The organism is Actinorugispora endophytica (assembly GCF_004363075.1).
GTDB classification, from domain to species: Bacteria; Actinomycetota; Actinomycetes; order Streptosporangiales; family Streptosporangiaceae; genus Actinorugispora; species Actinorugispora endophytica.
In genome coordinates, this window is record NZ_SNYN01000002.1 from 322405 (window position 1) to 338707 (window position 16303).

A 16303-nucleotide genomic window follows, 5' to 3' on the forward strand; every position below is an offset into this window, starting at 1 on the left:
CGGAGGCCCGGCCGGTCCCCGCTCCGGGACAACACGGAAGGGCTTCCCCGACGATCCAGGTCCCGGGGGTCTGTCGGCGGACGGCCCTAGGGTCTCCTCCATGGAAACCACTGCCCCCACCGTTCCCGGGAACCCGCCCGCGTGGTCGGCCGCGCTGCCCGAGCGGGAGCGGACCGTGCTGGAGAAGGCCGGGAAGACGCTCACCGCCCAGACGCGCGCCGTGCTGTCGGCCGTGGCCGAGGAGAAGAACGACCGCCTGCCCGGTCTGGTCGCCGCGCTGTCGGAGCAGGAGCGGCGCGCCTGCGGGCGTGTGCTCAAGGCGTGGCTGGCGCCGATGCACGAGACCTCCGAGGACTACAGGGTGCGGACCTCCGAGGTGTGGCAGGCCGCCGAGCGGCGCAAGGAAGCGCTGAAGGTGGCGGGCGCGGGCTGCGCCACGGGCGCGGCCGACGCCGCCCGGTGGATCACCCACCGGAGCCTGTCGGAGCAGTGCGACACCTCCACCCTCCTGGAGGTCCTGCTCGACCGGCCCGCGGAGTGGCTGGCCGACGTCGCGCACCGCGTCGTGGCCCGGTCCGGCCGGGAGGACTGGCCGTGGGGCCGCTTCCCCCTGGTCGAGCACCTGATCCTGCGCTCCGGCGCCGCCGTGCCCACCGACGGGCGGTTCGTGATGGCGTGGATGAGAAACAGCATGTGGTACGACAGCGGATTCGCCTGGACCGACGTCCTCGACGGGAAGGCGGTGCTGCGCCGCGAGGGCCGGAAGTGGGACTCGTTCGACGAGCGGCTGCGCGACGACCCCTTCCTGGACGACCTGGTGCCGCTGCTGTTCGAGGCGGACGGTGCCGGCCACCTGATGCAGCGGAGCGACCGGTGGATTCCCGCGCTGGTCGGGTTGGCCGGGGACGGGCGTCTCGACCGGGGGATGCTGGTCGACGGCGCGCTGGGGCGGCTGCTGCGTCCGGGCCGCCCCAACGAGCTGCGGGGCTTCCGGGAGCTGCTCGACGCGCTGGCGCCCACCGAGGACGAGTACGCGGCCCACACCGTCACGCTGCTGCGGATCCTGCCCGACGCGCCCTCGCCGGAGGCGGGCTACGCCCAGAAGATCCTGGTCGGGTTGGACGAGGCGGGGCGTCTGTCCGACGAGCACCTGGCGGACGCGTCGGCGTCGGTGCTGTTCCGGCCGGAGAAGGTTCTGGTACGCGCCCAGTTGTCGTGGCTGGACAGGGCCGCGCGCCGGGACCGGTCGCGGGCGGGGGTGGTGGTGCCGGCCGCGGCCGTGGCGTTCGGCCATCCCGACCCGGCGCTCCAGGAGCGCGCGCTGGCTCTGGTGGAGCGCCATCTGAAGCACGCCGGGGACGCGGTCCGCGCCGATCTGGCGGCGGCCGTCGAGGCGCTGAGCCCGGCACTGCGCCCCCGCGCCGCCGAACTCCTGGGCGTTCCCGACAGCGTTCCCGGACCGGAGGCGGCCGCCGTGCTGCCCGCCGTGCCCGAGGCCCGGCCGGTCGCGCCGCCGGTGACGGACCCGGCCGAGGCCGCCATCGAGCTCAACGCGGCCCTGGCGGCCGTCCGGGACCGGTGGGTCGGCTACTCCCGCGACTACCGCGTCCTCATCGACGTCCCCGTGTTCGAGCGGGTCCTGGACGGGCTGGTGCGCTGCGCCCGCGCCGACCGCGACGCCCTCCTCGCGGAGCTGCGCGCCGTCGCCCGCGACCACCCGTGGCGGGAGGTCGGGGACGGCGACGACGACTGGGACATGGCGGGAATCCGCTGCGTGGTCGCCGAGGCGCTGGGCGAGTCCGAGGGCCCGAAGACGTGGGAGACCCGGCGGGCGGCCGGCGGCTACTACGGCACGGCTCCGTTGAACGCGGTGCTGCGGGAGCGGTTGCGTGAGGTGGCGGGGATGGTGGTCGGCGGGGACGGGCCGCCGTTCCTGTTGGCGGTGCCGACCCTGTCGGACGGGCGGATCGATCCGGCGGTGCTGGTGGACCGGATCGTGGGGTACGAGCGGCTGGGCGTGGTCCCGGGCGGGGTGGACCTGTCGCAGGCGCTGCTGCGGGTGGACACCGGCGCGGCCACTGAGGGGGTCCTGGCGGACGCGCGGCGGTTGTCGTCGGAGGCGGGGGCCGGGCTTGCCGCCTGGCTGGAGGCCGGCGGACTCCCCGAACCGAAGGCGGACCGCGCGAACACCGCCGACTGCTCCTGCGGGGACCGCCACGCCTCGCATCTGCTGTTCGCCTGGGAACAGGTGGCCGCGCCGTGCGCGCTGCACCCGGTCTTCGACGACGTGCTGGACGGGAACCGCTACCCCCAGCACAGCCTCGTCCCGTACCGCAACAACGACCACTGGCCCGCGGCGCTCCCGCTCGACCGCGAACTGGTCGCCCTGCACCTGCAGAAGCCGTTCCCCGAGGGCAGGGCGCCGCTGCTGCCCGCCCTGGCCGCCGCGCACGGCGCGGCCGGTCCCGTCCTGCACATGGGCGCGGCGAACGGGCTCGGGACGGACCACGCCGACGTCCGGGCGCAGGCGGTGGACGCGGTGCTGGTCCTGGCCGCGCGCGGCGACCTCGACACGGAGCTGCTGGCGGGGGAGCTGGCCGGGGCCGCGCGGCGCGGCCTCGACACCGAGGGGCTGGCCGAGTCGCTGCGCGCGCTGGTCCACAGCGGCCTGCACGCCGTGGTGTGGGCGCTGCTGTCGGCGGCGCTGCCCGTCCTGGCCGACGACGTCCCCGCGGAGCTGCGGATCGTCAGGGACATGGACTGGACGCTGGAGAAGAGGGTCACGAGGGCGCGAGGGCTGACCGGAGTACTGGAGGTCGCCGCCGAGTGCGCCCGGCTGTGCGGAGCGGGGGGAGAGATGCCCCAGGTCAGCGCTCTGGCCGCCCGCAAGGGCGCCAACCGCCTGGTCAAGGCGGCCCGTACCCTGCGCACGGTCCTCGCGGGAAGCTGACGGCCCGTCGCGCGACTGCCGGTGATCCCGACGCCCCCGGGAACGGTCATAGCGGGGCGCTAGCGTCAAGATCACCGGCAGGCCCCAGTGGGGCGCACTCCGGACACCGAACAGCCGAGCAGAATGGAAACCCCCCATGGAAACCGTCTTCCCCGCAGACTCCGGGAACCCGCCCGCGTGGTCGGCCGCGCTGCCCGAGCGGGAACGGGCCGTGCTGGAGAAGGCGGTGCCGGAGAAGGCCGGGAAGACGCTCACCCCCCAGGCGTCGGCGGTGCTGGCGGCGGTGGCCGACGGCGCGGCCGAGCGCCTGCCGGAGTTGGTCGCCGTGTTGTCGGAGCAGGAGCGGCGTTCCTGCCTGCGCCTCCTCAGGGCGTGGCTGGCGCCGATGCACGAGACCTCCGAGGACTACGGGACACGGACCCCGGAGGTGTGGCAGGCCGCCGAGCGGCGCAAGGAGGCGCTGAGGGTGGCGTGCGCGGGCTGCGCCGCGGGCGCGGCCGACGCCGCCAAGTGGATCACCCACCGGAGCATCGAATGGTCGAGGGGCAACGACCTCCTGGTCCTGCGGACCCTGGCCGAACGGCCGAAGGAGTGGCTGGCCGACGTCGCCCAGCGCGTCCTCGCCCGCACCAGCCGCGACGACCTGGCCTGGGGCCGCTTCCCCCTGGTCGAGGGGCTGGTCGCGCTCTCCGACGCCCCCGTCTTCGCGAACGAGCGGTTCGTCCTGGGCTGGTTGAACGACCGCACCCCCAACTGGTCCTTCACGGGGTCCGCCTGGCCCGACGTCGTCGATGAGGGCTCGGAGCCCCGTGCGGAGTACGGGGACTGGGACCTGTTCGTCGACCGGCTGCGCGCCGACCCCTTTCTCGACAGGGTCCTGCCGCACGTGTTCGACGCCGACGGCAGCGGCCACCTGATGCAGCGGAGAAAGCACTGGGCGATCGTGCTGTCCGCGTTCGCCGGGAGCGGGCGTCTCGACCGGGGGATGCTGGTCGACGGCGCGCTGGGGCGGCTGCTGCGTCCGGGGCGCCCCAACGAGCTGCGGGGCTTCCGGGAGCTGCTCGACGCGCTGGCGCCCACCGGGGACGAGTACGCGGCCCACACCGTCACGCTGCTGCGGATCCTGCCCGACGCGCCCTCGCCGGAGGCGGGCTACGCGCAGAAGATCCTGGTCGGGTTGGACGAGGCGGGGCGTCTGTCCGACGAGCACCTGGCGGAGGCGTCGGCGTCGGTGCTGTTCCGCACCGAGAAGACGCTGGTACGCGCCCAGTTGTCGTGGCTGGACAGGGCCGCGCGCCGGGACCGGTCGCGGGCGGGGGTCGCGGTGCTGGCCGCCGCCGACGCGTTCGGCCATCCCGACCCGGCGCTCCAGGAGCGCGCGCTGGCTCTGGTGGAGCGCCATCTGAAGCACGCCGGGGACGCGGTCCGCGCCGATCTGACGGCGGCGGCCGAGGCGCTGAGCCCGGCACTGCGCCCCCGCGCCGCCGAACTCCTGGGCGCGTCGGAAACCGGGGAGCAGGCCGGTCCGGCCGTCGTGCTGCCCGCCGTGCCCGAGGCCAGGCCGGTCGCGCCGCCGATCACCGGCGCGGCCGAGGTCGCCATCGAGATCAACGCGATCCTGGTGTCCATGCGGAGCGGAGGAGGGGAGGCATCGGGCCTCTCCGTCGACGTTCCCGCGTTCGAGCGGGTCCTGGACGGGCTGGTGCGGTGCGCCCGCGCCGACCGCGACGCCCTCCTCGCGGAGCTGCGCGCCGTCGCCGAGGCCCACCCGTGGGGGATGCACCGGTGCGGTGACGACTGGCACCCGGGCGACGTGCGCCACGTGGTCGCCGAGGCGCTGGGAGAGGAGCCGAGGAAGGCCGATTGCGGGTACCAGGGGTTCTGGCACCCCCACGGTTCGGCTCCGTTGAGCGCGGTGCTGCGGGAGCGGTTGCGTGAGGTGGCGGGGATGGTGGCCGGCGGGGACGGGCCGCCGTTCCTGTTGGCGGTGCCGACCCTGTCGGACGGGCGGATCGATCCGGCGGTGCTGGTGGACCGGATCGCCGGGTACGAGCGGCTGGGCGTGGTCCCGGGCGGGGTGGACCTGTCGCAGGCGCTGCTGCGGGTGGACACCGGCGCGGCCGACGAGGGGGTCCTGGACGATGCGCGGCGGTTGTCGTCGGAGGCGGGGGCCGGGCTCTCCGCCTGGCTCGAAGCGGGCGGACTCCCCGAACCCGAACCCGTCCGCGAGGACGTCGGCGCCTGCCGGTGCGGTTACTTCCAGAAGAACCACCTGATGTTCGTCCACGAGGGGCTGACCGCGCCGTGCGCGCTGCACGAGGTCTTCGCGCCCCTCCTGGGAACCGGATCCGCGCCCCGGAGCAGGACCGTCCCCGATTCGGGGGTCGACGGCTGGTCGGCGGCGCTCCCTCTCCGGCGCGAACTGGTCGCCCTGCACCTGCAGCAGGCGTTCCTCAACGGCAAGGCGCCGCTGCTGCCCGTCCTGGCCGAGGCGCGCGGAGCGGCCGGTCCCGCCCTGCACCTGGGCGTGGCCTGCGCTCTGGGCTCGAAACGGGAGGAGCACCGGACGGCGGCGGTGGACGCGCTGCTGGCCATGGCCGCGCGCGGCGACCTCGACACAGGACTACTGGTCAGCGAAATGGTCGAAGCGGTCCGCTACGGGGTCGTCGAACCCGGGGGCCTGGCCGCGTCGACGCGCGCGCTCGTCGGTCTCGGATTCCACCGCACGGCGTGGGCGGCACTGGAGGCGGTGCTGCCGATCCTGATCGAGGCGTCCCCGCTGGAGCCCAACTACACCAAGTACATGAACTGGCAGGAGAAGGACCGGGTAGCGAAGACGCGGGAACTGGGCGAGGTCGTGGAGGCGGCCGCCGAGTGCGCCCATCTGTGCGGCGCCAAGGGCGAGATCCCCCAGGTGAGCGCCCTGGCCGCGCGCAAGGGATCGGGACGGCTGCTCAAGGCGGCCCGCACGCTGCGCGGCGCTCTCGGTGGTGGGGCCGCCTCCGCCGACGGCTCCGGAGCGGTCCCCGACGCCGCGCCGCCCGCCGTCTTCGAGGCCCGGCCGGTCGCGGCGCCGATGGGCGGCGCCGCCGAGGTCGCCGACGGGATCGACGCGATCCTGGCGTCGGCGTGGTTCGACCGGATCCACCGGGCCCGCGTCGTCCCCGTCGACGTCCCCGCGTTCGAGCGGGTCCTGGACGGGCTGGTGCGGTGCGCCCGCGCCGACCGCGACGCCCTCCTCGCGGAGCTGCGCACGACCGCCGAGCGCCACCCGTGGCGGGACTTCCCCCGGGAGACGGACTGGAACACGGGAGACGTGCGCCGCGTGGTCGCCGAGGCGCTGGGCGAGGCCACGGGCGCGGAGCTGTGGGAGGAACCGGGCGAGGAGCCGGAGGAAGCCTACTGCGACTTCCACGAGGCGCGGCACCACCACGGCACGGCTCCGTTGAACGCGGTGCTGCGGGAGCGGTTGCGGGAGGTGGCGGGGATGGTGGCCGGCGGGGACGGGCCGCCGTTCCTGTTGGCGGTGCCGACCCTGTCGGACGGGCGGATCGATCCGGCGGTGCTGGTGGACCGGATCGCGGGGTACGAGCGGCTGGGCGTGGTCCCGGGCGGGGTGGACCTGTCGCAGGCGCTGCTGCGGGTGGACACCGGCGCGGCCACTGAGGGGGTCCTGGCGGACGCGCGGCGGTTGTCGTCGGAGGCGGGGGCCGGGCTCGCCGCCTGGCTGGAGGCCGGCGGACTCCCCGAACCCGAACCCGTCCTGGGCGGTGTGCTGCCCTGCGACCTCTCCTCGCGGGAGGAGAGGAAGGAGGACAAGTGCTACTGCAGGGTCCACCACGGCGACGGCTTCTGGAACCTGCTGTTCGGCTACGAGGGGCTGACCGCCCCCGGTGAGCTGCACGAGGTGTTCGCCCCCGTGCTGGCGGGCGGCCGCGACAAGCCCCAGCACGGCTACGTCCCGTCCGAGAACGCCGGGCACTGGCCGGCCGCGGTCCCGCTCCGGCGCGAACTGGTCGCCCTGCACCTGCAGAGGACGTTCCTCGACGAGGAGGCGCTGCTGCTTCCGGCGCTGGCCGCCGCGCACGGCGCGGCGGGCCCGGTCCTGCACGTGGGCGTGGCGCGCGGGATGAACTCGCGGGCGGCCTGCCACCGGACCGCGGCGGTGGACGCGCTGTCGGTCCTGGCCGCGCGCGGCGACCTCGACGCGGCGCTGCTGGGCCGCTTCCTGGCCGAGGCGGTCCAGGTCAGGGGCAGTGGCTACCACACGAAGGAGACCCTGGTCACGACGGTGCGAGAGGCGGTCCGCCGCGGCGCGCACGCCGTGGTGTGGGCGGTCCTCGCGGAGGCGCTGCCGGTCATGCTCGCGGATGTCGACGAAGCGAAGGCGCTGCGACCGAACGAAGACCTGAACTGGTCGGAGCAGTACACGGCCTCGGACGCGCGGTCCGCGTCCGTGGTGCTGGCGGAGGCCGTCGAGTGCGCCCGGCGCAGCGGAGCCAGGGGCGAGATCCCCGAGGTGAGCGCGCTGGCCGCGCGGGAGGAGCCCGTCCGCCTGGTCGAGGAGGCCCGCCGCCTGCGCGACGTCCTCGCGGGGGTCTGACCCGCCGGTCGGGGCCGCCTCCCGGCGGCCCCGACCGGCCCGGCGTGCTCAGCCCGCCTGGATCTCCCCGCCCACGGGGGTCAGCACCTGCCCCGAGTAGTACGAGGACGACTTCCCGCTGGCGAAGAACACGTACGACGGCGCGATCTCGTCGGGCTGGGCGGCGCGCCCCATCGGCGCCTGCTGCCCGAACCCCTCCACCTTCTCCTCCGGCAGGGTCGCGGGGATCAGCGGGGTCCACACCGGGCCCGGCGCCACGCAGTTCACCCGGATGCCCCGCTTCATGTAGTGCTGGGCCAGCGACGACACCAGGTTCATCACCGCGGCCTTGCTGGCGGCGTAGTCGATGAGCGAGGCGTTGCCGCGCAGCCCGTTGACGGACCCGGTCACGATCACCGAGCCGCCGTCGGGCATCCTCGGGACGGCCGCGCGCAGCAGCCAGAACACGCCGAACACGTTCACCTCGAAGGTCCGGCGCAGCTGCTCGGTGCTCAGGTCGGCGAAGTCCTCCACCGGCGCCTGGGTGCCGTGGTGGGCCACCAGCACGTCCAGCCCGCCGAACTCGGAGACGGTGCGCTCCACCACCTCGGCGCACCGCGCCTCGTCGCCGAGGTCGCCCGGCAGCAGCAGGCTCCGCCGCCCGGCGTCCTCCACCAGGGACGCGGTGTGCCGGGCGTCCTCGTGCTCCTCCAGGTAGGCGATCGCGACGTCGGCGCCCTCCTTGGCGAAGGCCGCGGCCACCGCCCGCCCGATCCCGGAGTCACCGCCCGCGACCAGCGTCCGCTTCCCCTTCAGCAGGCCGCTCCCCGCGTACTCGCGCATCTCGTCGCGGGGGCGGGGGACCATGCCCTCGGTCCGCCCCGGGTAGGGCTGCTGCTGCGCCGGAGGCCGCTGGGCCATGGTCGCTCACGCTCCTCGGTCGAAGTGCCTGTCACCGGGAGCGGCTAACCGGCCGGGGGCGGGGCAAACACCACCGCGCCCGACCGCGCCGGGATCACTCCGCGCTGATGGCGTCGACCGTGTCCAGCAGCTCCGCGCGCAGGTCCGCCGAGAGCGGCGCGGACCCGGCCTCCCGCGAGGCGGCCTGCTGCCCCTCGTCGCTGAGCAGGTACGAAAGGAACGCCTTGGCCCCCGCCGCGTCGGTCTCGTCCGGGTAGGTCAGGCAGACCACCTCGTAGCTGACCAGCACGATCGGGTAGGCGCCGGTCCCGCTGGCGGTGTAGTCCAGCTCCAGGGCGTGGTCGTGCTCGCCGCCGCCCTCGCGCCGGGGCGAGACCGCCAGGATCTCCGCCGCCGCCTCGGGGGACAGCTCCACGAAGTCCCCGTCCGAGCCGATCCGGGCCGTGGACATCCCGTGCGCGTGCGAGGCCTCCAGGTACCCGATGGTGCCGGTGCCGCCCTCGATCGCCTCGGCCACGCCGCTGTTGCCCTGCCCGGCCTCCACCGGCGGGAACGGCCACTGGCCGTCGGGCTCGTGCGGCCACTCCCCGCCCGCCGCGGCCGCCAGGTAGGACGTGAAGTTCTCGGTGGTGCCGGACTCGTCCGAGCGGCTGACCGGCACCACGGGGATGTCGGGCAGCTCCACGTCCGGGTTGTCCGCGGCGAGGGCCGGGTCGTTCCACCGGGTGATCTCACCGCTGAACAGGCGGGCGAGGGTGGACGCGGTCAGGTTGAGTGAGTCGACGCCCTCCAGCCGGAACGCCACCGCGATCGGCACCACGTAGGCGGGGACGTTCACCGCGTCGCCGCCCGCGCAGCGCGCCCGCGCGTCGGCGGCCTCGTCGGCGTCGAGGGCGGCGTCGGTGCCCGCGAACGCCACCGCGCCGTCGATGAACTGGCTGCGGCCGCCGCCGGAGCCGATCGCGTCGTAGTAGACCCGGGAGTCGCCGCACGCGGTCTGGTACCCGGCGATCCACACCTGCATCGCCAGCTCCTGGGCGCTGGAGCCCGCACCCGAGATGGTGCCGCCGAAGCACTCCAGGTCGGCGGGGACCGGGACGGGATCGCCGCCGCGCACAGCGTTGTCGCTGCCGCAGCCGCTCGCCAACGCCAGCGCGCCGAGCAGCGCGATCGCGGACATCCTGCGGTAGGTCGACGGTGACACGGTTCTCCCACTTCCCCGATGGAACACTCGGTTATCGAATGCCGTCGAAGAATTTAACAAGAGATGAACACCCGTTCGGACACGGCCCCCTGCCCCGGACGGCCTCTACCGGCTTTCCCCGCTGATCAGCGACACCACGTGGCGCAGCGCCAGCTCGTACCCGTGCACACCGCAGCCGCTGATGGAGCCCCGCATCACCGGCGCGGTCACCGACGTGTGCCGGAACGGCTCGCGGGCGTACACGTTGGAGACGTGGACCTCCACGCACGGGGCGGCGACCGCGTCCACGGCGTCGCGCAGGGCGATGCTGTAGTGCGCGTAGGCCCCGGGGTTGAACACGATGCCGTCCATGGCGCGCGCGGAGTGGACGTGGTCGACGAGCGCGCCCTCGTGGTTGCTCTGCGCGCAGACCACGTCCACGCCCAGTTCGGCGCCCAGGGCCGAGACCCGCTTCTCGACGTCGGCCAGCGTGGTGCTGCCGTACTGGGCCGGGTCCCGCTCGCCCAGCAGGTTCAGGTTCGGGCCGTTCAGCAGCAGCACGGTCGGGCGCGCGGCGCGGGGAGCGTCCATGGGAAGGGGCCTCTCGTCGGTCGTGCGGCGCGGGTCCCGGCCGGGACCCGCGCCGGGGTCCAGGTGGACACAGCCTATTGACCAGCGGCGCGGCAACACGCCGATGAGCCGAACGCCCCCTTCGGCGCGGCGCGGCGTTCTAGAGTCGTCACGCGCGGCCAACGCGCGAACCCGTCGCGGCGGCCGGACCGTCCTCCTGAGAGACCGACAACGCTCCGCCGGACCCGCACCCCGGCGGACCCCGATAAGGAGCCCGTTTTGCGACCCTGGCTGGGTGCGCCCTATCCGCTGGGCACCACCTTCGACGGCGCCGGCACCAACTTCGCCCTCTACTCCCAGGTGGCGGAGTACGTCGAGCTGTGCCTGTTCGACGACGAGGGCACCGAGACCCGCGTCCGGCTCCCGGAGGCGCGCGGTTTCGTGCACCACGGCTACCTGCCGGGCGTGGGGCCGGGGCAGCGGTACGGGTTCCGGGTGCACGGACCGCACGACCCCGCGCGCGGCCTGCGCTGCAACCCCGCCAAGCTGCTGGTGGACCCCTACGCCAAGGCCGTCGACGGGCAGGTGGAGTGGAACGAGGCGCTGTTCGGCTACACCTTCGGCGCCACCCACCGGCGCAACGACGCCGACTCGGCCCGGTACGTCCCCAAGTCCGTGGTGGTCAGCCCGTACTTCGACTGGGGCAACGAGAACCGGCTGCGCGTCCCCTACCACGAGACGGTCATCTACGAGGCGCACGTGCGCGGCCTCACCATGCGCCACCCCGACGTGCCCGAGCGGCTGCGCGGCACCTACGCGGGGCTGGCCCACCCGGCCGTCATCGACCACCTGACCCGGCTGGGGGTGACCGCGGTCGAGCTGATGCCGGTGCACGAGTTCCTGCACGACCACGCGCTGCAGGCGCGCGGCCTGCGCAACTACTGGGGCTACAACACCATCGGGTTCTTCGCCCCGCACAGCGGGTACGCCGCCCACGGCTCCGACGGCGCCCAGGTGCAGGAGTTCAAGGCGATGGTCCGGACGCTGCACGAGGCGGGCATCGAGGTCATCCTGGACGTGGTCTACAACCACACCGCCGAGGGCAACCACCTGGGCCCGACCCTGTCCATGCGCGGCATCGACAACGAGGCGTACTACCGGCTGGTGGACGACGACCCGGCCTACTACATGGACTACACCGGCACGGGGAACTCGCTGAACGCCCGCGACCCGCACTCGCTGCAGCTGATCATGGACTCGCTGCGGTACTGGGTGCTGGACATGCACGTGGACGGCTTCCGCTTCGACCTCGCGTCGGCGCTGGCCCGGGAGTTCTACGACGTGGACCGCCTCAGCGCGTTCTTCGACATCGTGCAGCAGGACCCGGTGATCTCGCAGGTCAAGCTGATCGCCGAGCCGTGGGACGTGGGCCCGGGCGGCTACCAGGTGGGCAACTTCCCGCCGCTGTGGACCGAGTGGAACGGCAAGTACCGCGACACCGTCCGCGACTTCTGGCGCGGCGAGCCGGCCACGCTGGGCGAGTTCGCCTCGCGCATCACCGGGTCCTCGGACCTGTACCAGGGGGACGGGCGCCGGCCGGTCGCCTCCATCAACTTCGTCACCTGCCACGACGGCTTCACCCTCGCGGACCTGGTGTCCTACGACGACAAGCACAACGAGGACAACGGCGAGGACAACAACGACGGCCACAACGACAACCGGTCGTGGAACTGCGGGGTGGAGGGACCCACGGACGACCGGGCCGTCAACGAGCTGCGCCGCAGGCAGAGCCGCAACATCATCGCCACGATGATGCTCAGCCAGGGCGTGCCGATGCTGCTGCACGGCGACGAGATGGGCCGCACCCAGGGCGGCAACAACAACGCCTACTGCCAGGACAACGAGATCGCCTGGATGGACTGGTCCCTGGCCGGGGACAACGCCGACCTGACCGACTTCACCGCCGCCATCACCGCGCTGCGCCACCGGCACCCGATCTTCCGCCGCACCCGGTTCTTCGCCGGAAGCCCCATCCGCAGCGGCGACGAGCTGCGCGACATCGCCTGGTTCACCCCCAAGGGCCGGGAGATGACCCAGGTGGACTGGGGAGCGCGCTTCGGCCGGTGCGTGGTCGCCTTCCTCAACGGCGACGGCATCACCGATCTGGACGTCCGCGGCCAGCGGATCACCGACGACTCGTTCCTGCTGTGCTTCAACGCCCACGCCCGCGACGTCGAGGTGACCGCGCCCGGCGAGGCGTACGGCGCGGAGTGGACGGTGGTGGTGGACACCGCCACCGGCGAGGTCTTCGCCGACCCCGGGGGCGCGCTCGCCGCGGGGAGGGGGGAGGGCGGCCCCGACCGGGCGCGCGTGGTCAAGGCCGGGGGGAGCGTCGTACTGCCCGCCCGCTCGCTCCTGCTGCTGCGGCGCACGGCGGTCGCCCGCTGACAGGGGTTGACCACGGACAGGGGTTGACCACGGGCCGGTACGGGCAGAAGGGAGCCGATGAGCGCACACACCCGTCCCGCGTCCACCTACCGCCTGCAACTGCGGCCCGAGTTCACCCTCAACGACGCCGCGGGCGTCGCGGACTACCTCGCGCGCCTCGGCGTCGACGCGGTGTACACCTCCCCGATACTGGCCGCCGCCCCGGGCTCCACGCACGGCTACGACGTCGTGGACCCCACCCGGGTCTCCCCGGCCCTGGGCGGCGAGCGGGCCCGGCGCACCCTGGCGTCCCGGCTGCGGGAGGAGGGCCTGGGCCTCGTCGTGGACATCGTGCCCAACCACATGTCCATCGCCGACCCGGCGGCGAACCCGTGGTGGTGGGACGTGCTGCGCTGCGGCCGGGAGTCGCGCTACGCCCGCTGCTTCGACATCGACTGGGCCTCGGGGCCGCTGCTGATCCCCGTCCTCGCCGACGAGGGCGACGACGGCGCGGCCGCGCTGGGCGAGCTCACGATCGCCGACGGCTGCGTCACCTACTACGAGCACCGCTACCCCATCGCCGAGGGCACCTACGAGCCCGGTGACAACCCGCTGGACGTGCTGGAGCGCCAGCACTACCGGCTGGCGTCGTGGCGCCGCCAGGACTCCGAGCTGAACTACCGGCGCTTCTTCGACGTGGCCACGCTGGCGGCGGTGCGGGTGGAGGACCCGGGGGTCCTGGAGGCCACCCACGGCGAGGTGCTGCGCTGGGCCGCCGACGGCGACGTGCGGGGACTGCGGGTGGACCACCCCGACGGGCTCAGCGACCCGGGGGAGTACGCGCGGCGGCTGCGCGACCGCTTCGACGGGTGGCTGGTGCTGGAGAAGGTCCTGGCGCCCGGCGAGCAGCTGCCCGCCTCCTGGCCGGTGGACGGCACCACCGGCTACGACGCCCTGCGCGAGGTGTGCGGGGTGTTCGTCGACCCGGCGGGGGAGGAGCCGGTCACCGCGCTGGCCGCCGAACTGGGCGTGCCCACCGACTTCGGTGAGGTCGAGGCCGAGTGCCGCCGCGCGGTGGCCGGGACCGTGCTGGCCGCCGAGGTGCGCCGCATCGCCGCCCTGGTCCCGGGCCCCGACCCCGGGCGCGTCCGCGAGGCCGTGGCCGAGCTGCTGGCGGCGTTCGGGGTGTACCGCTCCTACCTGCCCGAGGGGGAGCGGGACTGGGCGCGCGCCCTGGAGCGCGCCGCGCGGCGTCGCCCGGACCTGGCCGACGTGCTGGAGCGCGTCGACGCGGACGCGCGCTCGGACCCGCGCGGCGAACTCGCCCGGCGCGTCCAGCAGACCAGCGGGATGGTGGTCGCCAAGGGGACCGAGGACACCGCCTTCTACCGGTACTCCCGGTTCGCGGCGCTGAACGAGGTGGGCGGGGCCCCCCAGGAGTTCGGGGTGTCCCCGGCCGGCTTCCACGCCGCCGCGGCCCGGCGCGAGGCGTCCTGGCCGCACGCCATGACCACCCTGTCCACGCACGACACCAAGCGCTCCGAGGACGTGCGGGCCCGCCTGGCGGTGCTCGCGGAGGTTCCCGGGGAGTTCGCCGACGCGGTGCGCGCCTGGACCGCCCGCGCGGGCCTGGGCGAGCCCGCCCTGAACCTGCTGGCGTGGCAGACCCTCGTCGGGGCGTGGCCCATCGAGGAGCACCGGCTGCGCGACTACCTGGCCAAGGCCGCCAAGGAGGCCAAGCTCCGCACCTCGTGGGTGGCGCCCGACCCGGACTTCGAGGAGGAGGTCGGCTCCTGGCCCGGCCGGGTGCTCGGCGACGCCGGCCTCGCGGCCGGGGTGGCGGCGTTCGCCGACCGGGTCCGCGGGCCCGGCTGGTCCAACGCGCTGGGCCAGAAGCTGGTCCAGCTGCTCGCCCCGGGCGTGCCCGACGTGTACCAGGGAACGGAGCTGTGGGACTTCTCCCTGGTCGACCCGGACAACCGCCGCCCCGTGGACTACGCCGAGCGGCGCCGCCTGCTGGAGCGGCTCGAACAGGGGTGGCGCCCGCCGGTGGACGGCGGCGGCGCCGCCAAGATGCACGTGGTCCGCCAGGCGCTGCGGCTGCGCCGGGAGCGCGACCTGACGGGGCACCTCCCCCTGCGCGCGGAGGGCCCGGCCGCCGACCACTGCCTGGCCTTCGCCCGGGGCCGCGCCCGCGACGTGGTGGCCGTGGCCACCCGCCTGCCGGTGGGGCTGGACCGGTCGGGCGGCTGGCGCGACACGGTGCTGCCCCTGCCCTGGGGGCGCGGCGACTGGACCGACCTGCTCACCGGCCGCCCCGTGTCCCCGACGAGCGCGACCGGCTCCGCCGCCGCCCCGCTGTCGGGACTGCTCGACCACTACCCGGTCGCCCTCCTGCTCCGGAAGGACTGACCGATCCGTGTTCTCCTGTGCGGCGCGGTGACGGGGCGGCGACGGCGGGCGGGACCGGGGCCGCCCTCACCCGGAATGGTCTTGGGCTTTCCGCCCTTCCGGGCCCCGAAACGGGCAGAAAGCCCAAGACCGTCAACGAACCCCTCACACAGCGGACATCATGGGCGCGGCCCCGACCCTCACCCGCCGTCGCCGCCCGCCCTGACCCCGTGCTCCGCACGGCACGAGGCCGAACGACCCGCCCGAAGCACCGGCACGCGGAATCACCCCCGCGCCGGAGACTCCCTACGGGCGGCGCGGTAGCCTGGACGGGATCATGGACCACAGCGGCGAAGACGAACGGCCGCCGGTGCTCGCGCGGCTGCGCATGCCCCCTTCCGTGCTCGCGGCGCTGGCCTGCCCGCACTGCGGCGGCGGCCTGGGACCCGCGGGCAACGCGCTGGGCTGCGCCGGGGGGCACTCCTTCGACGTGGCCCGGGAGGGGTACGCCAACCTGCTGTCGGGGCGGCCCGTCGCGGGCGGCGGCGACGACCGGGAGATGGTGCGGGCGCGCCGGGAGTTCCAGGAGGCGGGGCACTACGCGCCGCTGGCCGCGCGCCTCGCCGAGGTCGCGGCGCGCCACTGGCCGGGTGGTCCCGTGGCCGACATCGGCGCGGGGACCGGCTACTACCTGCGCGCGGTGCTGGACGCGCTGCCCGGGGCCGAGGGCCTGGCCGCGGACGCCTCCAAGTTCGCGCTGCGCCGCGCCGCGCGCGGCCATCCGCGCGCGGGCGCGGTCGGCTGCGACGCCTGGCGCGGCCTCCCCCTGCGCCGGGCCGCCTTCGGGCTGCTGCTGAACGTGTTCGCGCCCCGCAACGGACCGGAGTTCCGCCGGGTCCTGCGCGCCGACGGCGCGCTGCTGGTGGTGACCCCGGCCCCCGGCCACCTGGCCGAGCTGCGCGGCCCCCTGGGCCTGATCGCGGTGGACCCGCGCAAGGACGAGCGCCTGGCGGCGGGCCTGGAACCGCACCTGGAGCCGGAGCACCGCGAGGACGTCGCGTTCGGCCTGCGCCTGACGCGCCCCGAGGCGGCCGCCCTCGCGGGGATGACCCCCAGCGCCCGCCACGTCGCCCCCGGTGAGCTGCGCGACCGCGTCGCCGCGCTCCCCGCCGGGGTCGAGGCGTCCGCGGCCTTCAGGCTGTCGGTGTACCGCCCGGGAGGGGACGCCTGACGCGGGGAAGGGGCGCCCCGGCGTGGCGGGCGCGGGGGAGGGGTACGA

General features: G+C 74.8%; 8 protein-coding genes. 5 read left to right on the forward strand and 3 right to left on the reverse strand.

Translation table 11 applies throughout. The annotated features are described in order from the left end of the window. Positions 1 to 100: 100 nt before the first annotated feature. Entirely contained in the window at positions 101 to 2950 is a 2850-nt protein-coding gene (locus EV190_RS05920; RefSeq protein WP_133740417.1) for a DUF6493 family protein, read from the forward strand. A gap of 136 nt (positions 2951 to 3086) precedes the next feature. Next, the gene (locus EV190_RS05925; protein WP_133740418.1) at positions 3087 to 7553 is read left to right on the forward strand and encodes a DUF6493 family protein; all 4467 of its coding nucleotides are present in this window, start codon (positions 3087 to 3089) and stop codon (positions 7551 to 7553) included. A 48-nt stretch (positions 7554 to 7601) separates the two neighbouring features. On the opposite strand, the gene EV190_RS05930 is transcribed toward EV190_RS05925, so the two are convergent. The 3 genes from EV190_RS05930 to aroQ form a co-directional block, all read right to left on the reverse strand. Beyond that, positions 7602 to 8453 carry an SDR family oxidoreductase gene (locus EV190_RS05930; RefSeq protein WP_133740419.1) on the reverse strand — a complete coding sequence of 284 codons (852 nt, stop codon included), beginning with the start codon at positions 8451 to 8453 and terminating at the stop codon, positions 7602 to 7604. 94 nt (positions 8454 to 8547) lie between these two features. Continuing rightward, positions 8548 to 9657, reverse strand: a complete 1110-nt coding sequence (pstS, locus tag EV190_RS05935; protein ID WP_394345494.1) for a phosphate ABC transporter substrate-binding protein PstS — start codon at positions 9655 to 9657, stop codon at positions 8548 to 8550. A 105-nt stretch (positions 9658 to 9762) separates the two neighbouring features. Next, positions 9763 to 10227, reverse strand: coding sequence for a type II 3-dehydroquinate dehydratase (gene aroQ / locus EV190_RS05940; RefSeq protein ID WP_133740420.1), 465 nt, complete (start codon positions 10225 to 10227; stop codon positions 9763 to 9765). A gap of 258 nt (positions 10228 to 10485) precedes the next feature. On the opposite strand from aroQ, the gene glgX reads away from it, so the two are divergent. The 3 genes from glgX to EV190_RS05955 all read left to right on the forward strand — a co-directional run bounded on the left by glgX (position 10486) and on the right by EV190_RS05955 (position 16255). Next, a complete protein-coding gene (gene glgX, locus EV190_RS05945) occupies positions 10486 to 12654 on the forward strand; it encodes a glycogen debranching protein GlgX (protein WP_133740421.1) in 2169 nt (722 codons plus the stop codon). Positions 12655 to 12711: 57 nt separating this feature from the next. Further along, positions 12712 to 15045 carry a malto-oligosyltrehalose synthase gene (gene treY / locus EV190_RS05950; protein WP_133740422.1) on the forward strand — a complete coding sequence of 778 codons (2334 nt, stop codon included), beginning with the start codon at positions 12712 to 12714 and terminating at the stop codon, positions 15043 to 15045. Between the two features lie 316 nt (positions 15046 to 15361). After that, a complete protein-coding gene (locus EV190_RS05955) occupies positions 15362 to 16255 on the forward strand; it encodes a putative RNA methyltransferase (RefSeq protein WP_133740423.1) in 894 nt (297 codons plus the stop codon). The last annotated feature ends 48 nt before the right edge of the window (positions 16256 to 16303 follow it).

What these genes read in the sequence shown, in the direction of transcription:
- EV190_RS05920 (WP_133740417.1), top strand. Translation starts at nt 101, where the DNA reads ATGGAAACCACTGCCCCCACCGTTCCCGGGAACCCGCCCGCGTGGTCG.
- EV190_RS05925 (WP_133740418.1), top strand. Translation starts at nt 3,087, where the DNA reads ATGGAAACCGTCTTCCCCGCAGACTCCGGGAACCCGCCCGCGTGGTCG.
- EV190_RS05930 (WP_133740419.1), bottom strand. Translation starts at nt 8,453, where the DNA reads ATGGCCCAGCGGCCTCCGGCGCAGCAGCAGCCCTACCCGGGGCGGACC.
- aroQ (WP_133740420.1), bottom strand. Translation starts at nt 10,227, where the DNA reads ATGGACGCTCCCCGCGCCGCGCGCCCGACCGTGCTGCTGCTGAACGGC.
- treY (WP_133740422.1), top strand. Translation starts at nt 12,712, where the DNA reads ATGAGCGCACACACCCGTCCCGCGTCCACCTACCGCCTGCAACTGCGG.
- EV190_RS05955 (WP_133740423.1), top strand. Translation starts at nt 15,362, where the DNA reads ATGGACCACAGCGGCGAAGACGAACGGCCGCCGGTGCTCGCGCGGCTG.